18 protein-coding genes and 1 pseudogene are annotated in these 18,135 nt (G+C 54.8%); all 19 read right to left on the minus strand.

The genetic code is table 11. The features are described from left to right. Window position 1 precedes the first annotated feature (1 nt). The 19 genes and pseudogenes from HGBM_RS27080 to HGBM_RS09255 all read right to left on the minus strand — a co-directional run bounded on the left by HGBM_RS27080 (window position 2) and on the right by HGBM_RS09255 (window position 17,886). Window positions 2-283, minus strand: coding sequence for an AbrB/MazE/SpoVT family DNA-binding domain-containing protein (locus HGBM_RS27080; protein WP_161605032.1), 282 nt, complete (start codon window positions 281-283; stop codon window positions 2-4). Between the two features lie 79 nt (window positions 284-362). Beyond that, window positions 363-863 carry a copper amine oxidase N-terminal domain-containing protein gene (locus HGBM_RS09175; protein ID WP_261798132.1) on the minus strand — a complete coding sequence of 167 codons (501 nt, stop codon included), beginning with the start codon at window positions 861-863 and terminating at the stop codon, window positions 363-365. A gap of 18 nt (window positions 864-881) precedes the next feature. Beyond that, complete coding sequence (locus tag HGBM_RS30315) at window positions 882-1,043, minus strand: hydantoinase B/oxoprolinase family protein (protein WP_019120804.1); 162 nt, start codon at window positions 1,041-1,043, stop codon at window positions 882-884. Between the two features lie 43 nt (window positions 1,044-1,086). Beyond that, window positions 1,087-1,820: pseudogene (locus tag HGBM_RS27085) on the minus strand (hydantoinase B/oxoprolinase family protein); the annotation flags it as partial. Window position 1,821: 1 nt separating this feature from the next. Continuing rightward, window positions 1,822-2,010 (minus strand): hydantoinase/oxoprolinase N-terminal domain-containing protein, encoded by a 189-nt coding sequence (locus HGBM_RS29460; protein ID WP_245552921.1) that lies wholly within the window; start codon window positions 2,008-2,010, stop codon window positions 1,822-1,824. Window positions 2,011-2,276: 266 nt separating this feature from the next. Continuing rightward, the gene (locus tag HGBM_RS09185; RefSeq protein WP_019120806.1) at window positions 2,277-3,380 is read right to left on the minus strand and encodes an S-methyl thiohydantoin desulfurase family protein; all 1,104 of its coding nucleotides are present in this window, start codon (window positions 3,378-3,380) and stop codon (window positions 2,277-2,279) included. A gap of 75 nt (window positions 3,381-3,455) precedes the next feature. Next, window positions 3,456-4,793: an MFS transporter gene (locus HGBM_RS09190; RefSeq protein ID WP_019120807.1), complete on the minus strand. Its 1,338-nt coding sequence runs from the start codon at window positions 4,791-4,793 to the stop codon at window positions 3,456-3,458. A 14-nt stretch (window positions 4,794-4,807) separates the two neighbouring features. Continuing rightward, window positions 4,808-5,575, minus strand: a complete 768-nt coding sequence (locus HGBM_RS09195; protein WP_019120808.1) for an aspartate/glutamate racemase family protein — start codon at window positions 5,573-5,575, stop codon at window positions 4,808-4,810. After that, the gene (locus tag HGBM_RS09200; RefSeq protein WP_019120809.1) at window positions 5,568-7,331 is read right to left on the minus strand and encodes a hydantoinase B/oxoprolinase family protein; all 1,764 of its coding nucleotides are present in this window, start codon (window positions 7,329-7,331) and stop codon (window positions 5,568-5,570) included. The genes HGBM_RS09195 and HGBM_RS09200 overlap by 8 nt, the downstream gene beginning before the upstream one ends. Further along, window positions 7,332-9,377, minus strand: coding sequence for a hydantoinase/oxoprolinase family protein (locus tag HGBM_RS09205; RefSeq protein WP_019120810.1), 2,046 nt, complete (start codon window positions 9,375-9,377; stop codon window positions 7,332-7,334). A gap of 30 nt (window positions 9,378-9,407) precedes the next feature. Then, the gene (locus HGBM_RS09210) at window positions 9,408-9,962 is read right to left on the minus strand and encodes a helix-turn-helix domain-containing protein (protein ID WP_019120811.1); all 555 of its coding nucleotides are present in this window, start codon (window positions 9,960-9,962) and stop codon (window positions 9,408-9,410) included. A 507-nt stretch (window positions 9,963-10,469) separates the two neighbouring features. After that, a complete protein-coding gene (locus HGBM_RS09220) occupies window positions 10,470-12,467 on the minus strand; it encodes a beta-propeller domain-containing protein (RefSeq protein ID WP_019120813.1) in 1,998 nt (665 codons plus the stop codon). A gap of 207 nt (window positions 12,468-12,674) precedes the next feature. Next, window positions 12,675-13,016, minus strand: a complete 342-nt coding sequence (locus HGBM_RS31610; protein WP_019120814.1) for a hypothetical protein — start codon at window positions 13,014-13,016, stop codon at window positions 12,675-12,677. Window positions 13,017-13,019: 3 nt separating this feature from the next. Beyond that, window positions 13,020-13,976: a sugar-binding transcriptional regulator gene (locus tag HGBM_RS09230; protein WP_019120815.1), complete on the minus strand. Its 957-nt coding sequence runs from the start codon at window positions 13,974-13,976 to the stop codon at window positions 13,020-13,022. Between the two features lie 95 nt (window positions 13,977-14,071). Continuing rightward, window positions 14,072-15,364, minus strand: a complete 1,293-nt coding sequence (locus tag HGBM_RS09235; RefSeq protein WP_019120816.1) for an NAD(P)H-dependent oxidoreductase — start codon at window positions 15,362-15,364, stop codon at window positions 14,072-14,074. 40 nt (window positions 15,365-15,404) lie between these two features. Then, window positions 15,405-15,770 carry a PTS glucitol/sorbitol transporter subunit IIA gene (locus HGBM_RS09240; RefSeq protein ID WP_019120817.1) on the minus strand — a complete coding sequence of 122 codons (366 nt, stop codon included), beginning with the start codon at window positions 15,768-15,770 and terminating at the stop codon, window positions 15,405-15,407. Between the two features lie 29 nt (window positions 15,771-15,799). Next, entirely contained in the window at window positions 15,800-16,834 is a 1,035-nt protein-coding gene (gene srlE, locus HGBM_RS09245) for a PTS glucitol/sorbitol transporter subunit IIB (protein WP_019120818.1), read from the minus strand. Window positions 16,835-16,855: 21 nt separating this feature from the next. Continuing rightward, window positions 16,856-17,389, minus strand: a complete 534-nt coding sequence (gene srlA / locus HGBM_RS09250; protein WP_019120819.1) for a PTS glucitol/sorbitol transporter subunit IIC — start codon at window positions 17,387-17,389, stop codon at window positions 16,856-16,858. An 83-nt stretch (window positions 17,390-17,472) separates the two neighbouring features. Then, entirely contained in the window at window positions 17,473-17,886 is a 414-nt protein-coding gene (locus tag HGBM_RS09255; RefSeq protein WP_019120820.1) for a transcriptional regulator GutM, read from the minus strand. Window positions 17,887-18,135: the final 249 nt, after the last annotated feature.

Here is an 18,135-nt window from a genome sequence, read left to right on the forward strand (position 1 = left end):
ATCAAGAATGTATTCCTTTATCATTCATTTTCCTCACTATTTCTTCGGCTCTTTCTTCCCAGGCATCGTTAATTAGTTTATTTAAATCACTTGTATCACCTTTTGGTTCAATGCATCCAAACAATTCATCAACAATTGTTTTCTTAACTACTTTGATCTTCGCTTCACCATCTTCAATTATAAAGCGAATATTGTCTCCTTCCTCAATCTCTAACGCCTTGCGGATTTCTATCGGAATAGTAATCTGACCCTTACTTGTTAGTTTACTTGACGCTGTGATCATGATATTCACCATCCACCCTTACCTTTTTCTGAATTCCTTGCATTTTTATTTTATCCTTACATCATCTTTATTTCAACACTTATAGGCTAGGAATCTCGGTGATATCCTTAATTTCAACCGTTCGAGATTTTTCATCCCATTTCACTTCTGCTCCTAATGTTTCGGTCAAAAAGCGAATGGGAACCATCATGTGCCCAGCAATATTTCTCAGTTTCGCTTCTAAAAACAAAGGGGTTTCATTTACATAAGCATAATTTGTCTGAGATAGTTTAATTTCCACATCCTTTTTTGCCACCATTTGATTCTCCCAGGAAACCGTTGCACCAAATGTTTCAAAGATTCCTCGAAAAGGAACGTAAACCCTCCCTTCGATGATGATCGGGGGCAGTATAAACGAAACCTTTTCCCCATTGATCATAACCTGAATAGGCTTGTCTTTTCTTGGAACGACAATCAAGGCATTGCTCAATTGTCTACCCGGAGTGGTCATATATTTCCCGTGGGCATACAAACCGGACGAGGCTCCGTCATCCATATTCATAGCAGACACTAAACCCATTGACTGACAGATTGTCGCCAACTGTGCCAGGGGGTAACGTTAGGGACGGTTCCCATAGCGAATCAGTTGTCCGCCGTATAGCCAATAAACGAACGTAATGACTTCGATCGGTCTCATGCAGCCTTGGTTTTGCGGTGTTTCCGGATCGACGACGCACTTGATCGCATACAACACGGCAGAGGCCTGCAGCAGGGGTGACATTCATTCCCCCCGCCATCTGCGGACTCGTCCCCGTAAAGTCTACGAGAACGGAGTCGCCCTGCTTTTTGATATGGATGCGGATTTCCACCGGCTGTCCGCCCATGCCGTCGTCATCCAGCCAGCCGCTGGCCGTCGCTTCCGATCCCTCATCCGCTAAAGCTCTGCTCGCATGCGCGATTCCGAATAATTCATCGAGCGCTCCATCACCGCCATGAGCGTATCCGCGCCATAGCGCTCGGCCAATTCCTGCAGGCGCCGTTCGCCGGAGCGGCAGGCAGCCATCTGTGCCCGCAGGTCGCCCATGGTCGCTTTTGGTTCGCGCACGTTTCCGGCGATGATCGTCAAGACCGCGTCGTTCATTGCGCCCGCATAAGCCAGCTTGACTGGGGGAATCCGCAGCCCTTCTTCAAAGATGGAACGGTTGTCAAAGCCCTCGCTTTTGGGGTTTTTCCCTCCCATATCGGCATGGTGGGCAATCGTTCCGCAAATGCCGAGCAGGCGCCCCTGGTAAAAGGCGGGCGTAAACACATGGAGGTCAGGTGTATGCTGCCCGCCGCGGTACGGGTCATTGACCAAATAGGCATCGCCCGGCCGGAACGTGTCCGCAGGAAAATCCCGGCATAACTCTCGCAGCGCGGTTCCCATTGAACCGAGGTGGACAGGAATATTTTCCGCCTGTGAAATCAGATTTCCCTGCGCATCGAAAATCCCGCAGGAATAATCGATCATGTCGCGGATGATGGGAGAGTACGCGCTTCGTCCCAACACGGCACTCATCTCATTTGCCGCCACCAGCAAACTGCTGTACACAACTTCCAACGTAATGGCGTCGATTTTGATTGCTGCCGCTCTGTCTTTTGACGCCTCTAGCATACAATTTGGGCCGCATTTGCGTTCCGATTTCCAGTACGTCGCGAAACCCCTTGGTCGTAATCAGCCCGTCCTTCGCCCATTGCTCCTGAAGCATGGCGTTGGTCGCGACAGTGGTTCCGTGCGCAATCGAAGACACCAGATCGACTGAAATGCTTTGACTCCCGGCAAAGGCGTTCCAGCCCTTTCACGATTGCCTCGGCTGGATTTTGCGGAGTTGAGGGGACCTTTACACCTCAATATCCCATCTTGTCTTTCTACTATTCCATGATTCATGCCATTAAGAAACATCATTGCACATAAGCTGCGCCCATTACATAAGAAAAACCCCTGCCGCAGCTTTGTACTGCGGCAAGGGTACGTCTATTCTTTTTGCGCTGGATAAGTACTTCGATCCAATCCGATATACTCCGGTCCGAAGATGCCCAGTCCTCTTTCGCTCTCCCAGGCTGCAGGAGCAGGGAAGGTCAAGACAGCCACCTCCATCCCGGCCTGGCAGTCGGGGTTCAGGATCGGCATGCCCGTGTTCCGGTCGAGAATCGTGATCAACTCCGGAATGATCGAGACGATCTCCTCTCCGCGCCTGGCGATCATGTGCTCATTGCGAAACCAGATGGACAGCTGTGAGGCCGCTGGGGATGACTCGCCGGTATCGATGATGACCTCTCCCTCGATAAACCCTCCGGCCTCCCGCCAGCGGGCTTCCCGGACCACCCCTTCGCCCAGCAGCCGGCCTCCACCTGCCTTGATGACGGCAGCGACAGGCGACTTCCCCTCCTCGCAGGCCAGCCGTCTCGCTTGGCCGACCCGCTCAGCCTGCGAAAGCGTCCCGGGGATGACGGATTGCCGCAGCCGCCGGCCGTCCACCGGATGGTCGCACACACCGGCGAGATTGCCCGAAATCGTCGCAAAGGAACGGGCGATCTGCTCGGCGTGGCCGTGGTTGACCGTGTCCGTGACGATGAGCGTATCGCCGTAGCGGTTAGCCAGGGCAAACGGGGAGATGGAGACACCGAAGATGTGAAACGTCGTATGGGCGAGATCGGGGACGGCCCTTCCGGCCGGATCGGCGTCGATCAGCGGTACACCCAAACTGATCGCCGCCTCGATCGCGCAAGCCGTATTGCCGCCCAGCTCCGTAGCCACCACCGCTTGCAGCGGCCGGGCCAAATACGCCTCCAGCGCCCGCGCGGCAAGCGTGGATACGTGCGCTTCCGCCATCGGCAGCCGGGACAAGCGCCGGGCCACCTCCTCATCCGGCGGAGCCACCGATCCGACGTAGTACGGGGAGGCGACAAGCCAGTCATCCCCGACTTCATCCAGTGGGACGAGGGATACCCGCTTGCCTTCCGCATATAGACTGCGCACCAAGTCAAGCCCTTCCGACAAGCTCCCTCCGCCGCCTGTTCCGAAAATACAAGCACCGTGCAAAATATCTTCAACTTCTTGTAACTGCAACGTCCGCAAGTTTCCTGATCTCCTTTCTTCGCTGCTGCCGACAAGCTTCATTCCGTAGCCGCTGCGGGCGTTTTTGCCAAAGCATTACTCGAGGATTTTTCCTTCCGTCTCCGGGATGAACGCGATCAGACAGAGCGTGATGACCATGAACACCTGTATGAACGAGACCGTGGCGTTAAACGCCCAGCCGAACCCGATCACCATCCCGATGATCGAGGGAGCCAGGGTATTGGCCCAACGCTGGGCACCGGCGCCGAAGCTGTAGCCGGAGACGCGGACACTCGTCGGGTAAATCTCGCCAAACCAGGCGTTCCAAACGCCCCAAGCGCCCAAACTGAAGAAGGCGAGCGCAAAGTTGCATACGTACATCTGAGCCATATTGGCCGAATAGGCAAAGCCAAATCCGCTCAGCACGGCCAGGGCGACGAACACAATCATCACTTTTTTGCGGCCGAATTTCCCCGTCAGCCAGGCAGCTACCATGTAGCTGGGAACCTGGAATAAAGTGGATAAGGTAATAAAAACCAGACTTTGCGACATCGACAGCCCCTTCTGTTCCAGCAAGGTGGGCAGCCAGGTGTACAGTCCCCAGTAGCCAAAGGCAAACGCGAAATTGACCGCGGTCTGCAGGCTGGTCAGCTTGATAAACCGACGTTTAAAAATATTGAAATAACTTTCCCGCTCGGCCGACTCCACCCACACGGTCTGATCCGGCTCCAGCTTGACTTTGCCTTCGCTCAAATACTGTATTGACGCCCTCGCTTCCTCCTGCCTGCCTTTTCCCGCCAGCCAGTACGGCGACTCGGGAATCTTCATGATCATAAACGCCCACAGGCCCACCAGCGAGCTTAAGACAATCGCTCCCCGCCAGCCTGCCATCAGTCCGTCTCCTTCCAGAAACAGCCCGGCCGCCGCGAGAGCGAGCAGCGTGCCAAGCGGCCAGCCCGCCGACAGGTAGACAATCCCTTTTCCCCGCTGCTTGACGGGAAGCATCTCTTCAAAGTAAGGATACCCCGAGACCATCACGCCCCCCAGCGCTACCCCGGCGATAAACCGCACGGCGTACAGCATGGCAAAGTTGACGGAAAAAGGAGTCACCAGCGAGATCACGCTAAAGCTCAGCAGGCTGTACATCAACGACCTTCTGCGCCCCAGCCTGTCGGCGAGAATCGCCCACATGTAGGCACCGGGGATCATCCCCAGATAGATGGAGCCGATTAGCGATCCTTCCTGTACCGGCGTCAGATGAAAGTCAGCGGCGATCGAACTGCTGATAAAAATAATCAGCATGTTCTCCCACGCTTCAATGACCGATACGATGAATAAAACGATTCCGACAAACAGATGCCGCCTGGTAAACGGCATTCGTTCAAACAACTCCCCCACTTTGATGGAGGTCTCCGCCTTTTTCAATGCTTCCATCCGGATTCGCCCCTTTATCGTCTCTTTTCCATTTTGAACAGACCAAAAGCCTCGACCTCTTCGTCAGGCGGAGGTTGATACCCTACCCGCTTGCTGTGGCCCCAGCTCAGTTTTTGTTTCAAGCCGGCCAAAAACTCGGCGTATTTCAGGGAAGCAAGGCTGACATCGAGAACGGGAACCCCCAGTTCCTGCTGCAGCTGCCCGAAAAAGCCAAGCTCGGCCGTACAGCCTAGTATGATCACATCCGCCCCGTCCCGCTCGATTGCTTCGGCTGCGGCTGCACGGATTCTTTTCAGTGTCTCCGCGTGATTCCGCTGAAAGTCGAGCACGCCCAGCTCCAGCGGTTTAAAGGAAGCCAGCTTGTGGCCAAAGCCGTATTTGTGTACATTTTCCTTCATTTCCGGGATCCACTTCTGCCGCCCGACGATGATGGAGATGCTCTCCCCCAGCGTTGCGGCGATGTGCAGGGAAGCCTCCGCTGGCGCGGTCACCGCCATGTTTTTGGAGATTTCCCGGCACGCTCGCAGTGCCGGGTCGTAAAAGCATCCGATGATGGCCGCATCGCAACCTGCTTCATCCGCCTGTTTCACAGCACGGAGGATGTCAGGCATGACCATCACTTCGTAACAGTTGTACTCCAGGTGTTCCGGTCCCTGTCCTGCGCCAAGCGAGACGACATCGACGAGGGTACCCGCCTCTTTGATGCGGTCGAAGTGCTCTTGAAACAGCCCCAGGTAGTCGTCATTGTACGCGGGGTCGATATACAGCACCCTTTTACTCATTCGCCGTCCGCTCCTCTTGCCGGCTCCGGTATCCACGGCGTTCGGCAGTCTCTGCCAGCACCTCATACGTGGCGGGATTGACGATCACGCCAAATTTCCGCTCGGCCTGCTCGATGGAGATGAACCCGTTTTTTGCATCGAGCGCCACTTTGTCCGCAGGCCGGTCAAATGGGTGACCGTATCCGCCGCCTGTCGCTGTGACAAGCTTGACGACATCTCCTTTGTTCAGCGGGTAGCGGGGGTAGATGCCGAACGGGCCGTCGATTTCGCCATTTGCTTTTTCAACGTAAAATTCATTGGGCGACCCGGCTTCCCCGCCCCTCACCCCCCACGGCAGGAATTTGTGCCGGCCAAATGTCACCGTCACCGTCTGGTTGTCGGACAGGGCCCGATACGACCGGACCACTCCGGAACCGCCGATGTATTCGCCGGCGCCCGCCCCGTCGCAGCGCAAACTGTACTCGTCGACCATCACCCCGTAGCGTGTTTCGGCGATTTCTACCGGCATGTTGTACGTTTCGCCGTCGCCGATGCAAAACTGTCCGCGGGCGCCATCCATTCCCTCGCCTGCTCCCCAGCCGCCAACGGACGGCTCGACGATCAGGAAGGGTTCGCCGGTGACGTGATGTTTGCCCGACAGCGTCACGGCGCAGACGGAGAGAAAGTGGCCCGCCGTCAGGCGATGGGGCAGCACGGGCGCCAGCGCCTTCCAGACGAGATCCCCTCCCGCCGAGCCGCTCTCCCAGTAATTGGATGTCGGCGCCGGACGCTGTGCTGAAAAGATCAGACCGGGATCGGTGATCACTTCCAGCGGGCGAAACACGCCGTCATTGATATCCTGGGAGGGGTTGGTAATCGCCAGGAAAATGGTTCGCACGTCTGTCACCAGAGACGTGTACGAGCAGTTGATCGGCCCCAGCACCTGGGGATGGCTGCCGCGAAAATCGCAGATGAACTTCTCGTCGGTGATCGTCACTTTGACCTGTATCCGAAACGGGCCGTTGCCCATACCGTCGCTGTCAATGTAGTCCACCGCCTCATACGTTCCCTTGGGCAGCGCCGCCAGCTCTTTGCGGGCAATCTGTTCGCCGTGGGCCAGCAAGTGGTCAATGGAAGCGAGCACCACCTCTTTTCCATGCCTTTCGCACAGCTCGTAAAACCGTCTCTCCCCCGTCCGCAGGGCAGCCACCTGTGCCCACATATCCCCCAATGACAAGTCGGGGAAGCGCACATTAGCCTGGATCAAATCGACCAGCGCCTGATTGATCACGCCGACGTCAAACAGCTTGATGCAGGGAAACTGCAGGCCTTCCTGAAAGATTTCGGTCGCGTCATTGGTAAACGACCCCGGATCTTTCCCGCCCACCTCTGTCCAGTGCGCCTTGTTGGCGGAAAAGGCGACGATCTCCCCTTCGTAAAAGATCGGCATGACCAAGCCGACATCAGAGAGGTGGGAACCCCCGCCGCTGTACGGATCGTTGATGATAATGACGTCTCCGGGATGAAGCTTGTCCCGGAATTTCTCCAACACGTCGCGCACCATAAAACTAAGCATGCCGATAAACCCGGCCACGCCGTGCCCCTGCGTGAGCAGCTGCCCTTTGGCATCGGTCAGGCCGCAAGCGTAATCCAGCACTTCGTAGATAATCGGACTCATCGACGTGCGGCCCAGGGTGTAAAACATCTCGTCCCCGATCGCGACCAGCGAATCCTTGACGATTTCCAGGCTGAACGGATCTACCTTCGTCTGCGTCATTTATTTCACCCCTGTGTGAATGATGAGATTGCCGTATTCGTCCACGACCAGCTTCTGTCCGGGATGCAGCACGGTGGAGGTTGATTTCTCCTCGATGATCGCCGGCCCCTCGATGCCGGTTCCCGGAGCCAGACCCGTCCGGTCGTACACCTCTGTTTCCACCCAGCCTTCCCCTTCGTAATAGACGGGACGCCGTTCGATCAGTGCCGCTTCACGAGACCGCTCCCGCGGGTCCAGCTTCTTAAGCACCGGTTTTTTCACCTTTCCAAAAGCGGTTACATGGAGGTTGACGATCTCTGCCTCCGCCTGCTCCAGCTTGAACGTGTACATCTGCTCATGCAGGCTGTGAAATCTCTCGACGAGCTCGGACAGGGTGCTGCCCTCCCATTCGCCGCCCGGCGCCGGAACCTTTACCGTATGCTCCTGGCCAACGTAGCGCATATCGACGAATCGGGCCAGCATGATGTCGCCTGGGGCGATCCCTTCTGCTTCGTACTGCCTGAGAGCCTGCGTCTCAATCGACTGCCATACCCGGGTCAGCTCGCCCGTGTCCAGATCGCCCAGCCGCTTGATGTACGTCTGGATGTAATCGCGGCGCAGGTCGGTCATCAGCATCCCCCATGCGGAAAAGACGGAAGAGGCCGTTGGAACGATCACCTTTTTGACCCCTAATTCCCTCGCCAGGATCGGCGCGTGCATCGGACCGCCTCCGCCGAAGGCCACCAGGGTAAAGTCCCGCGGATCGTAGCCTTTGCGAACCGAGACCAGCTTTAATGCGTTCAACATGTTGGAATCGGCGATGCGGATGATCCCCAGTGCCGCTTCTTCCACGGACATGCCGAAGCGCCCTGCCACCTTGCTTTGGATCGCATGCTCCACCCTGGACAGATCGACGCGATACCCGAAGTTTCTCGCCGCCAGCCGGCCGATAAGCAGGTTCGCATCTGTCGTCGTCGGCTCGGTGCCGCCCAGCCCGTATGCGACGGGACCCGGCAGCGCGCCGGCGGACTGCGGTCCCACTTTTAACGATCCGGCTTCGTCAATCCAGGCGATCGAGCCGCCGCCGTTGCCGATCTCGACGATGTCGACGACGGGCACTTTGATCGGATACCCGGCACTGTGCTTGGTCCGTTCAATGTAGTAATCGGTGGTGATCTTTACTTCTCCCTTGTCGATCAGCGAGCACTTGGCTGTAGTGCCGCCGATGTCAAAGGCGATCAGATTGGTCTCGCCGATGATCTGTCCCAGCACCGCCGCGCCGTACACGCCGGCGACAGGCCCCGATTCCACCATGTTGATCGGCGCTTCCTTGGCTTGGTTGAAGCTCGTGGTGCCGCCGTTGGACTGCATGATGTAGTTGCGGCTGTCCACACCACTCGCCTGCAGCTTCTCCTGCAGCCGGTCGATGTAAGAGGCGGCTGTCGGCTTGACGTAAGAATTTAGCACAGTCGTATTGGTACGCTCGTATTCCCGCCATTCGTTCGTCACCTCGTGTGAAGCCGTGACGAACACCTCGGGCCAAAGCCGCTTGATGATCGCGACCGTCTCCTGTTCGTGGACGGGGTTGGCGTACGCGTGCAGGTAGCAAACGGCAATCGCCTCGACTCCTTCCCGTCGAAACTGCTCAACCGCCTGCCGCACCTGTTCGCCGTCCAGCGGCTCCACAATCTCGCCCAGGTAGTTCAGGCGCTCCGTCACCTCCAGCCGCAAATACCGGGGGACGAACGGAGCCGGTTTTGCATAGCGGATATTAAACAGGTCCGGCCGGTTTCCCCGGGCGATCTCCAGGACGTCGCGAAACCCTTTCGTCGTGATGAGGCCGGTCTTCACTCCCTTGCGCTCAGTCAAGGCGTTGATGATCACCGTAGACCCGTGGATAAAGGTCTCGATCGACCGTCTGTCAACACCGCTCGCTTCGATCACATCGATCATGCCCTGCTCAAAGTGGGGGGGCGTTGTCGGGCACTTGGCCACGCCGATCTCCCCTTGGTCATCGACGTATACGAGGTCGGTGAAGGTACCTCCGATGTCTGTTGCAACTCTCATGGGGCTTCTTCCTTTCCATTCGGTTTTCTGTCAGAAAATAACCGGTGTCAGCACGCACAACAAGGTTGTCTCTTCGCTCAGCGGATTTTCGTACTCATGGGGGAGATGGGAGGGAAAATGGATCGAATCCCCCTGCCGGACAAAGTACTCCGCACCGTCTACTTCAAACAAAACCGCACCGCTGAGCACGTAGTAAAACTCTTCTCCGGGATGGCTGAATGTCTGTTCCCGCCTCTGATTGGGGGCCAGCGTCACGATCAGCGGCTCCAGCGAGCGCTTGGGAAAATCCCCGCCCAAGCGCACAAACGACGTCGCTGAATTTTCCACCCGAAACGCTTTTTGCTGTTCAGTCTTGACGTGGTAATTGGACTGCGCTTGTTCTTCAAAAAAGTACGACATGCTGACGCCGAATGAGTCGGCGATTTTTTTCAGCGAAGTGATGGCGACCGACGACGCTCCCCGCTCGATTTGCGAAAGAAAACTGACGGACAGGTTCGTCCGTTCGCTGAGGTCCTTTAAGGTCAAGCCGTTTTGGATGCGCAAATCCTTTATTTTTTTGTGGATCTCTTCCATGTCTTTTCCCATTCACTCCCATTTAGAAAATAGTGGTACGATGAAAAATATTCTTTCTATTATCGATTGATTACAATATTACTATAATTGATTTTGATATTACAATAAAAATTATTGCCATAATGTAATTTCTGATGTATTGCTTTGAAGAACATTGAGCAGGGAAACCGAAAAAAATGGGCTCGCTCCGTTCGTGGCACGCCCTAAGGAAGCGGAAAAGTCCGTCTCCACTCCCAAAAACGGCACGTCGACCAAAAATGACGGTAAGCATCTCAACGTAGAATTTGGTCGACAAGCGTGTGCCGTTTTTTTCCGTTCCGACTGGGTAGGGTGCCAAGGCCTGCGCTCGTTCCATTTTTTTCGGTTCTCCATAAAAAAGGGAAGTGGCAGCCCTGCTTGGTCTGTCCCCTTCCCTTTTCTGCCTTTTGTTTCATTATCTTCAGAGGCTGCCTGGATGACCTTGCCCGCTTTATCCGTGAGAAAATCCCGATCCGCACAGCATAGGCCAGATGGTTTTCCTTACTGAGGAAGAGCGAGTTTCCCTTTCGCTTCGAAGCGGATAAGGTCGTTTGCTTGAATCATTGCCTTTGACACCGTGTAAAGCGTATCGTCGATGTACAGAATTCGCTCCACATTTTTCAAGCTGTCGTACCAGCCGTCTCCCGACTGCAACAGGTCCTGTTCGGTCAGATGGGTGATTTTGGCCTGCAGTTTGAAGCCGGCAGCCGGGTCGATCCGGTACACGTACGCCCCTTGGAAAGCGAAGCGGCCGTCTCGCATAGGATCATCCTTCTGCTGTTTCGGTACCTCCATAACCGTGACGGGGAAAGCAAGCAGATTCTTCTCCTTGGAAAACAGCAAGGCTCTGTGGTTGTGTAAAAGCTCCGAATCAGTTCCCCGATCGCCGATGATTTCCTTCCACTTCTCCACCGGATGACTGACATCGCTTACGTCGAACATCGCCATTTTCATTCCCTGGTACAAAGCAACAGAGGCAATGCTCCGTTCCATTCCGTCTTTGCGGTCGAACACCACCGTATCCTTGCCAAAGCCAATGATGTGATTTTCATCGTACGGTTGCAAATAATCGCTGTAACCGGGAATCTTCAAGGCTCCCAGTACGGAAGGCTTCTGCGGGTTTTGCAAATCGATGACAAACAGCGGATCCACTTGCTTGAATGTAACCACATAGCCGCGGCTGCCCATGAAGCGGACGGAGTAGATTTTTTCTCCCGGAGCCAGTCCCTCCAGTTTTCCGGTCATTTTCAACTGGTCGTCAAGAACGTACAGGTTGTTTTTGGAGGTCCGTTCATCGTTCCGCCAGATCTCTCCTGACGTCGTGGCGATCCGCAAGAAACCCCCATGTTCGTCCAGCGAAAACTGGTTGAGAACGTGTCCGGGGACTTCGCCGCTACCTGAATAGACGGTCTTTCCCTGTTTCAAGGCAAACTTGTAAATCGTGCTGTTGATGTCCACGTCTAAGGAAGGGGCAAATCCGCGTTTCCCTTTCTCCGCCGGTTTCACTCCAGGGGGGCCGTAACGGCCAACGACCACGTACAAATTTTGCGGAGAGGCGTACACCGTTTCACCGGAACCGAGGTAGGCGGAAACGTCAGCCGGCTGTTCCGGTTTATCGAGATCAACTCCGGCTACAAACAGGTAGTTGGGTTCCTTTGATTCGGGGAAGTAGCGGATGTCGTCCCACTTGATGACAGCGGAACCACCGGTCACGGCCGAGTCGTGGTAGACGGGTGCGGACGGCTCTTTCCTTCCCTGGAGGATGGGGGTATAGTCCAGATACTTGTTGGTCACGATGTACAGCGAAGAGCCGATTTTTCGCGAAGAGAGGTAGTGCCCCTCCAGTTCAACTTCCCTGACCTGGGCTGGTTTTTCTTTGTTGCGGATGTCGTAGACGATCGCTTTCACACCCATCTGTTCATGCGAGTGTTGGACCTCCTGCCGCAGCGCCTGGCCGATGACCACGAGGTGCCCGCCGTCTACGTACAGTTCTTGCGGATGGAATTCGTCGGCGGAGAAGGAAATGGTGCTGACGACCTTCATCTCTTCCGCCGGATAAGCTTTGACCAGCGTGATCCGCTGTTCGTCCGCCAGATAGATGTATGTTCCGTCCGTTTTCACCACATCTGCTTCATCGACACCGGCTACCTGCACGTTGGTGGCGGAGAAGTCAGCTTTGCTTTTGGCTTCGGACTGTGCGGCCGCGGGGGCAGAACCTGCGGAGCTCTTCTCCATGACCTCGACGGTTTCAAATTGCGCCCGTTTTATCAGATAGCGCTCCGAAAGCTCCAACTCCCTGAGGAGTTCTTTCAGCTTCGTGGCAGAACCGACGACGGGAAGCGTGTCGGTTGCCGCCAAGGCAGTATCGGTCGAAGGGTACGGGGTCGGTATGGCTACGTTTCCGGTCGGGCGAGCGGTCCCCAGTACAAATGCCGAAGTGAGGCCAACTGTAAGCAGTCCAGTCAGCAGAAAAAAACGCGAAAAGAACAATCGTTTCATGGAACACCTCCTTTTTTACCCGTTTGACGACTGCAGGAGGCAGTTCGTTCCATCGTGAAACCACCAGAAAAGCCTTCGCTGAACGGAGCATCCTTCAATCACGAATTGATGCAATTTCCTCAACGAAGGGAAATGGGCCTGTCTTTCAAAAAAACGCCCAGGGCCTCTTTCCGAGGTCATGGGCGCCTTCGCATCCATATGTTGAACTCATTTATCTTCGGGTTTATCGTGCTTGTGCATATACTTGTAGATCTCTTTCAGCTCCCGGTAGGTACGGAAGGATTTGCTCAGCAAGCGGTACGGCAGTGATGATAAAAAGTGGCTCATGTCCTGCCTGAACTCTTTGGTGATCCGCTTGGGTTTGGACAGGATGCGGTCGAAGTAGCGGATGTAGATCTCTTTGGGCAGGTCGGGGTGGATGATGCTCTCCTTCCCGCACGTCTTGCATGTCACCTTGTACAAAATATCATTGACATAGATGACCGTATGAGGTGATTCCGCCAGGCAGTTGGTACAGTAAAACTCCGTATCAAACCTCGTCTCATTCACGTTTCACACCTCCGTACACCTCTTTAGCAACTCCGCTGCAGTCAGCTCGTCCAGTACCAGTTTGTCGAAGTACTTCCCGTTCAACGCTCCGTGAATCGCTTCCACCTTGTTGACGCCGGAAACGACGCAGACAGTCGTTGGAATGTTCTTCAGATCGGATAACTCGATGCCGATCACCTTGCTGTTGAGCATGGTCTCGATTTCCTTGCCGCTTTGGTCGATAAACCGCGAACCGATGTCACAGACGGCTTCGTTTTCCCTCAGCTCGGCAATATCCTCCGCTTTTAGATATCCCATCTCTACCATTGTAGACTCGTACGGATTTCCGATACCCAGAACGGCGATATCCACCTTTTTCATCTCTTCCAAAAGGGTGCGGATTTCCGTCGATTCGAGCAGCTGCTTTTTCAACTCGATGCTCTCGACGATCGCCGGAGCGTACAAAAACTCGCAGGTGGCGCCCAGCTTTTTGGACAATTCATAGGCCAGCTGGTTGGCGTGAATTTCAATTCGATGCCGGCCAATTCCGCCGACCAGCGGGTAGATCTTTACCCCTTTGCTCTTATCGTAAGGAAGCTGGTTGACCATGTGGTACAGCGTCGTCCCCCAGGAGATGCCGATCCGCTTCTTGTCTTTCATCCACTTGGCAAAGTGGTGGGCCGCCACCTTGGCTACCAACTGTTTGATGACCTCGTCGTTGTCGCTTCCGCCAACGGGGACGACGTAGACCTCATCCAGGTCAAACCTGTTTTCCAGTTGTTGCTCCAACTCCACGATGTTCACCGTTTCATCCTTGATGATGATATCGACAATCCCCAAATCCTTTGCTCTCTGCAGCATCTTGGAAATAACCGGACGGGAAACTCCAACTTTTTTTGCGATCTCCGCTTGTGTCAACCCATTGAAATAGTACAGCTTGGCTATGCGCACCAGTTCCCTTTTTTCCGTCCAGTTATCCATCCGAATCCCTCATTTGTATCTGTTTATTCTTTTACTATTATACCAAAACATGCTAACGAGAAAAGGAAGACAGTAAATGTCTTCCCCCATGCTTTTTATTTCGCCTTCAGGTCCATGAGCTGGCGAAGCTGCAAGATCATGTTTGTCTCGGTAAATTCCACATCGTCGTAGGTGATGACTTCACCCTGTTCGACGTTGCGGATCAAGCGGATGTTCGGACCGATCAGCCCGATTGGCAGAGCGTTCATTTTCTGCTTGTCTTCCGCTGTAACGATGCGGCCGTAAGCGGTGAATCCGCCGATGGTGTCCAGCGCTTCTCCTGCTTTTAACGGCTTCTTGGCGACGGCTACCGTCTCAGCTACCATACCGTAGTACGGAGCGATCGAAGGCTCCTTGTCCAGGAAGGCCCGCGCTACGGACAGCGGCGTTTCCAGACTGGTCAAATGGTAAGGGCGGTACAAGATGTAGTTTGGTCCGTCCCCCATTTTCAGGTACTTCATCTCGTGGTGAACTTCCTCCATCGAGGACGTGATGATCGCAAAGACACCAGGTGCGATACCGTTGACGAATTCGACGATTTTGGTCCGGTTCAGAATCCCGCCGTTCTCTTTCGTCGTCATCATCGCCGGCAGTTCGTTTACGGTGGCCTTTGGACCGTGCATGCCCGGGATATCCGGCACAAATCCGGTAGCGTTCGCCACTGCCGTCATCTCGACCATCGTTTTGGTTCCATCCTGGAAGGAAGCCAGCATTTTCGGGCTCGATCCCTTTGCTTGAGCCTCGGCTTTGGCAGTTTCCGGATTGGCTTGATGGTTGAGCGGGTTGTTCTTCCCTTTACCCAGAGCGACAACCTCAAAGCCCAGCGCATCGGCAAAATCGTACAGTTCCATGATAACGCCCGGTTCGTCGCCAGCAGAGCCGGTGTAGACGACATCGGCTGCATCAGCCATTTCTTTGAGCAGCGGACCGACCGTCACATCCGCCTCAACGTTTAACATGACGATGTGCTTTTTGTTCATGATCGCGTCCCAGGCGATTTGCGCGCCGATGTTGGGGATCCCGGTCGCATCGACGATTACGTCGACGTTTTGCAGGCGGGTGACCATCATGGCGTTGCTCGTCACGACCACGCAGCCAGCGGCGATCTGCTTGTCTGCCTCATCGAGGTCATTGGTTTCCTTGATCTGAGCTTCGGCAACGCGGGCTTTCAGATAAGCGTTTTTGGCGTTTTCAGGGAAGATGTCTGCGGTTACGACCACTCTCATTCCCACCATCGCCTCAATCTGCGAGATCAGCCCTCTGCCCATTTGGCCCGCGCCGATCAGGCCGACGCGAATTTGGCCGCCGTCTTTTGCCAACGCACTGAGTCGTCTTTTCAATCCTAGCATGGTAATCTCTCCCTCTCCTATTTGTGATTGGACGTCTTGTCTACTCGCGGATAAACTTCAACACTGTGTCCAGCTGGATCTGGGGAATCTCTTTTTGTTCAACGTGAATGATCCCGGGCAGCTCCGGACTGGTGCTGCCGTCGAACTTGATCGTGCAGTGACCGATATCTTTCAGCGTTTCATTGGCTTTATCGCCGACGCTGGTCACCTGGAAAGACTGGCCATCGATCAGCAGCACATCGCCTGTCTGGACCGTCTCCGTCGTGGCCGACTTGGTATGCAAGACGGCCATGTCATGCAGCTCCTCGGGAACGTCGTTGTTAAAAATGATCAGGGTAGCCGCCTGAATAAAGTCAGGCACCATGCCGCCAATTTTCGTTACCTTGCCTTCAAACAGTACTTGCATAGTGCGCCTCCTCATGCTGAAATGCGTTTTTACTGTCCGCTGTACAGACCAAAGCTGGCCAGATAGGCAATCACGACAGCGATCGGTCCGGTAAACTGCCGGGAGATCAGTACTGCGGGAACGCCCACCTCAATCGTTTCCGGCTTCGCTTCACCCAGCGTCAAACCGACGGGAACGAAGTCGCAGCCAACCTGCGGATTGATCGCGAACAGGGCCGGCAGCGCCAGCTGCGGAGGAATATTTCCCCGGCCAATCTCTACACCGATCAGCACCCCGACGACCTGGGCAATTACGGCACCCGGTCCGAGCAGCGGTGACAGGAACGGCAGCGCCGCGATGATCGAGATGATCAAGAGGCCGATCAGGTTACCGGCCAGCGGCGAGATGACATGTGCCATAATATCGCCGATTCCGGTGTAGAGAATAATCCCGATCAGGGTGCTGACGAAAGCCATGAACGGCAGGACGTTTTTGATGACCTGTTCCACCGTGTCGCGGCCAGCCTGGTAGAAGACCCCGACCACGCCGCCCATGGCGCGGCCCACTTTCTCGATGAAGTTAGGCTTCTTGCCTTGTTTCATTTCGGCGACCTTGGCCTTCGCTTCGTCCTTCAATTCTTTCGCCGTCTTGCCCTTGCTGCCGCTGGACGCTTCTTCCGCCGGTGCGGTTGACGCCTCTGGAGCGGCTGCTCCTTCGACCGATTCGATGTTGTTCGGTTTTACCCCGGAGACAAAATTGGTCTCTTTGATAAAGTTGACCAGCGGACCCGATGGCGAAGCCGGTGTGACGTCGACGGTCAGTACGCCCAATTTGGGGTAGACGCCGCAGCGGGCCGTCCCGCCGCAGTCGATGACCACACACGCCATCTCGCTCGGCTCTACTTTCGAGCTAAATGCGTCAACGGCGACGCCGCCGGTCAATTCGGCAATCTTTTCAGCGACCGGATGAATTCCGCCGCCGGTGACGGATGCGATGTATTTCTTTTCGTCTGTCGGCAGTATCTGCAGCGGGCCTCCCCAGCCGCCAGATCCTCGCGACACCTTTACGGCACGGTAATTGCTCATATTTCTTCTCCTCCCCGCTCTTTAAACAGTTGTCTGCGCTTCTTTGCGCCGGATCATCATTTTGGTGATGTACTCGGTGAGAACACCGCGGATCAGGATGACGACGATCCCTACCAGGAAGAAGCGTATGGCCAGCGGCCCAAGCGACAAGCCGAGATTGGTAATTCCGGTGGCGATCCCCATGTAGACAAACAGCTCAGCCGGATTGGCGTGCGGGAACAGCCCGGTGATCGGGTGACAAAACGAAACGGTTGAATCGTAAAACGCCGGCTTTTGATGTTCCGGTAAAAATCTGCCGAAGGTGTAGGCCATCGGGTTGGTCAAGAAGAACATGGACAAGACCGGAAACACCGTGTACCGGAGAATGATGTTGCCGGTACACTTTCTGGCGAAGCGCTCAATTCGCTCTTCCCCGATAAACTTGATGAAAGCGTTTACGGCGGTAATTAAACAAATAAGTGTAGGAATGATGCCTGTGACAAGGCCCACAAATTGTTCTCCGCCTTTTTGGAACATGCCAATGAATCCTTCTGCGAGATGTACAAAGAAATCCATCTACTTATCCTCCTCTCAAATGCCGGGGAGCTATCGATGAAAAAAACCAGATGGCTTTCCATCTGGCCCGCGGCCCCTTAGCCTTATCCAATTCGCTCTGCTGCAACTTCCACATTCTGTTGTTTCGCTTGCTCTTGCTTAATCTTGTCAATCGCCATGTTAAGCGCGATTTGTTTTGGCCCCTTGGGAGCAGCGACACGACACTCTTCAAGCGATTTGCCGATCAGTCCGGAAACTTCCCGGAATCTCGCAAAGACGGAAACGCCAGCCATCTGCCTGCATCTCGTCACTTGGCCGTGCTCATCTGTCACCAAAATCACCACGGCTCCTGTGCCAAAGCGCTTTTTACTGACACCTACGCCCAAAAATCCGGATACCTGCTGCCGCAGCTCGTGAAATTGCTGCTTGAAGTGATTTGACTGAACGACTGTCAGTCCGATTTGCAAAACCCATAAAGCGGCGAAGATGGCAATAAATACGCCCCACTGTGCCAACATTACCACCCCCTGTTTTCAAATGTTCTATCTACTTACAATTGTAAACGCCATCACTATGCTCGTCAATAAGAAAGTTTCAAACAGCCGGTTTTTTGCGGAGGAGCTTACAAGTAAAAAAGACCCGGGGCACCACAACTTGTAGTCTCCCCAGGTCGCCTTCTCTCTATCTCATCTGATTTGCCGGATCAGGAGTGAATCCCCTTGCCCAGCCAGCTTCCGGCGACTTCCATGATCGTCTCCGAGACGCTC

The organism is Brevibacillus massiliensis (assembly GCF_000311785.1).
Lineage (GTDB): Bacteria > Bacillota > Bacilli > Brevibacillales > Brevibacillaceae > Brevibacillus_C > Brevibacillus_C massiliensis.

What these genes read in the sequence shown, in the direction of transcription:
- HGBM_RS09220 (WP_019120813.1), bottom strand. Translation starts at nt 12,467, where the DNA reads ATGAAACGATTGTTCTTTTCGCGTTTTTTTCTGCTGACTGGACTGCTT.
- HGBM_RS09240 (WP_019120817.1), bottom strand. Translation starts at nt 15,770, where the DNA reads ATGCAAGTACTGTTTGAAGGCAAGGTAACGAAAATTGGCGGCATGGTG.
- HGBM_RS09255 (WP_019120820.1), bottom strand. Translation starts at nt 17,886, where the DNA reads ATGTTGGCACAGTGGGGCGTATTTATTGCCATCTTCGCCGCTTTATGG.
- HGBM_RS29460 (WP_245552921.1), bottom strand. Translation starts at nt 2,010, where the DNA reads ATGCTTCAGGAGCAATGGGCGAAGGACGGGCTGATTACGACCAAGGGG.
- HGBM_RS09230 (WP_019120815.1), bottom strand. Translation starts at nt 13,976, where the DNA reads ATGGATAACTGGACGGAAAAAAGGGAACTGGTGCGCATAGCCAAGCTG.
- srlE (WP_019120818.1), bottom strand. Translation starts at nt 16,834, where the DNA reads ATGAGCAATTACCGTGCCGTAAAGGTGTCGCGAGGATCTGGCGGCTGG.
- HGBM_RS09200 (WP_019120809.1), bottom strand. Translation starts at nt 7,331, where the DNA reads ATGACGCAGACGAAGGTAGATCCGTTCAGCCTGGAAATCGTCAAGGAT.
- HGBM_RS09235 (WP_019120816.1), bottom strand. Translation starts at nt 15,364, where the DNA reads ATGCTAGGATTGAAAAGACGACTCAGTGCGTTGGCAAAAGACGGCGGC.
- srlA (WP_019120819.1), bottom strand. Translation starts at nt 17,389, where the DNA reads ATGGATTTCTTTGTACATCTCGCAGAAGGATTCATTGGCATGTTCCAA.
- HGBM_RS09210 (WP_019120811.1), bottom strand. Translation starts at nt 9,962, where the DNA reads ATGGGAAAAGACATGGAAGAGATCCACAAAAAAATAAAGGATTTGCGC.
- HGBM_RS09205 (WP_019120810.1), bottom strand. Translation starts at nt 9,377, where the DNA reads ATGAGAGTTGCAACAGACATCGGAGGTACCTTCACCGACCTCGTATAC.
- HGBM_RS09190 (WP_019120807.1), bottom strand. Translation starts at nt 4,793, where the DNA reads ATGGAAGCATTGAAAAAGGCGGAGACCTCCATCAAAGTGGGGGAGTTG.
- HGBM_RS30315 (WP_019120804.1), bottom strand. Translation starts at nt 1,043, where the DNA reads ATGTCACCCCTGCTGCAGGCCTCTGCCGTGTTGTATGCGATCAAGTGC.
- HGBM_RS09195 (WP_019120808.1), bottom strand. Translation starts at nt 5,575, where the DNA reads ATGAGTAAAAGGGTGCTGTATATCGACCCCGCGTACAATGACGACTAC.
- HGBM_RS27080 (WP_161605032.1), bottom strand. Translation starts at nt 283, where the DNA reads ATGATCACAGCGTCAAGTAAACTAACAAGTAAGGGTCAGATTACTATT.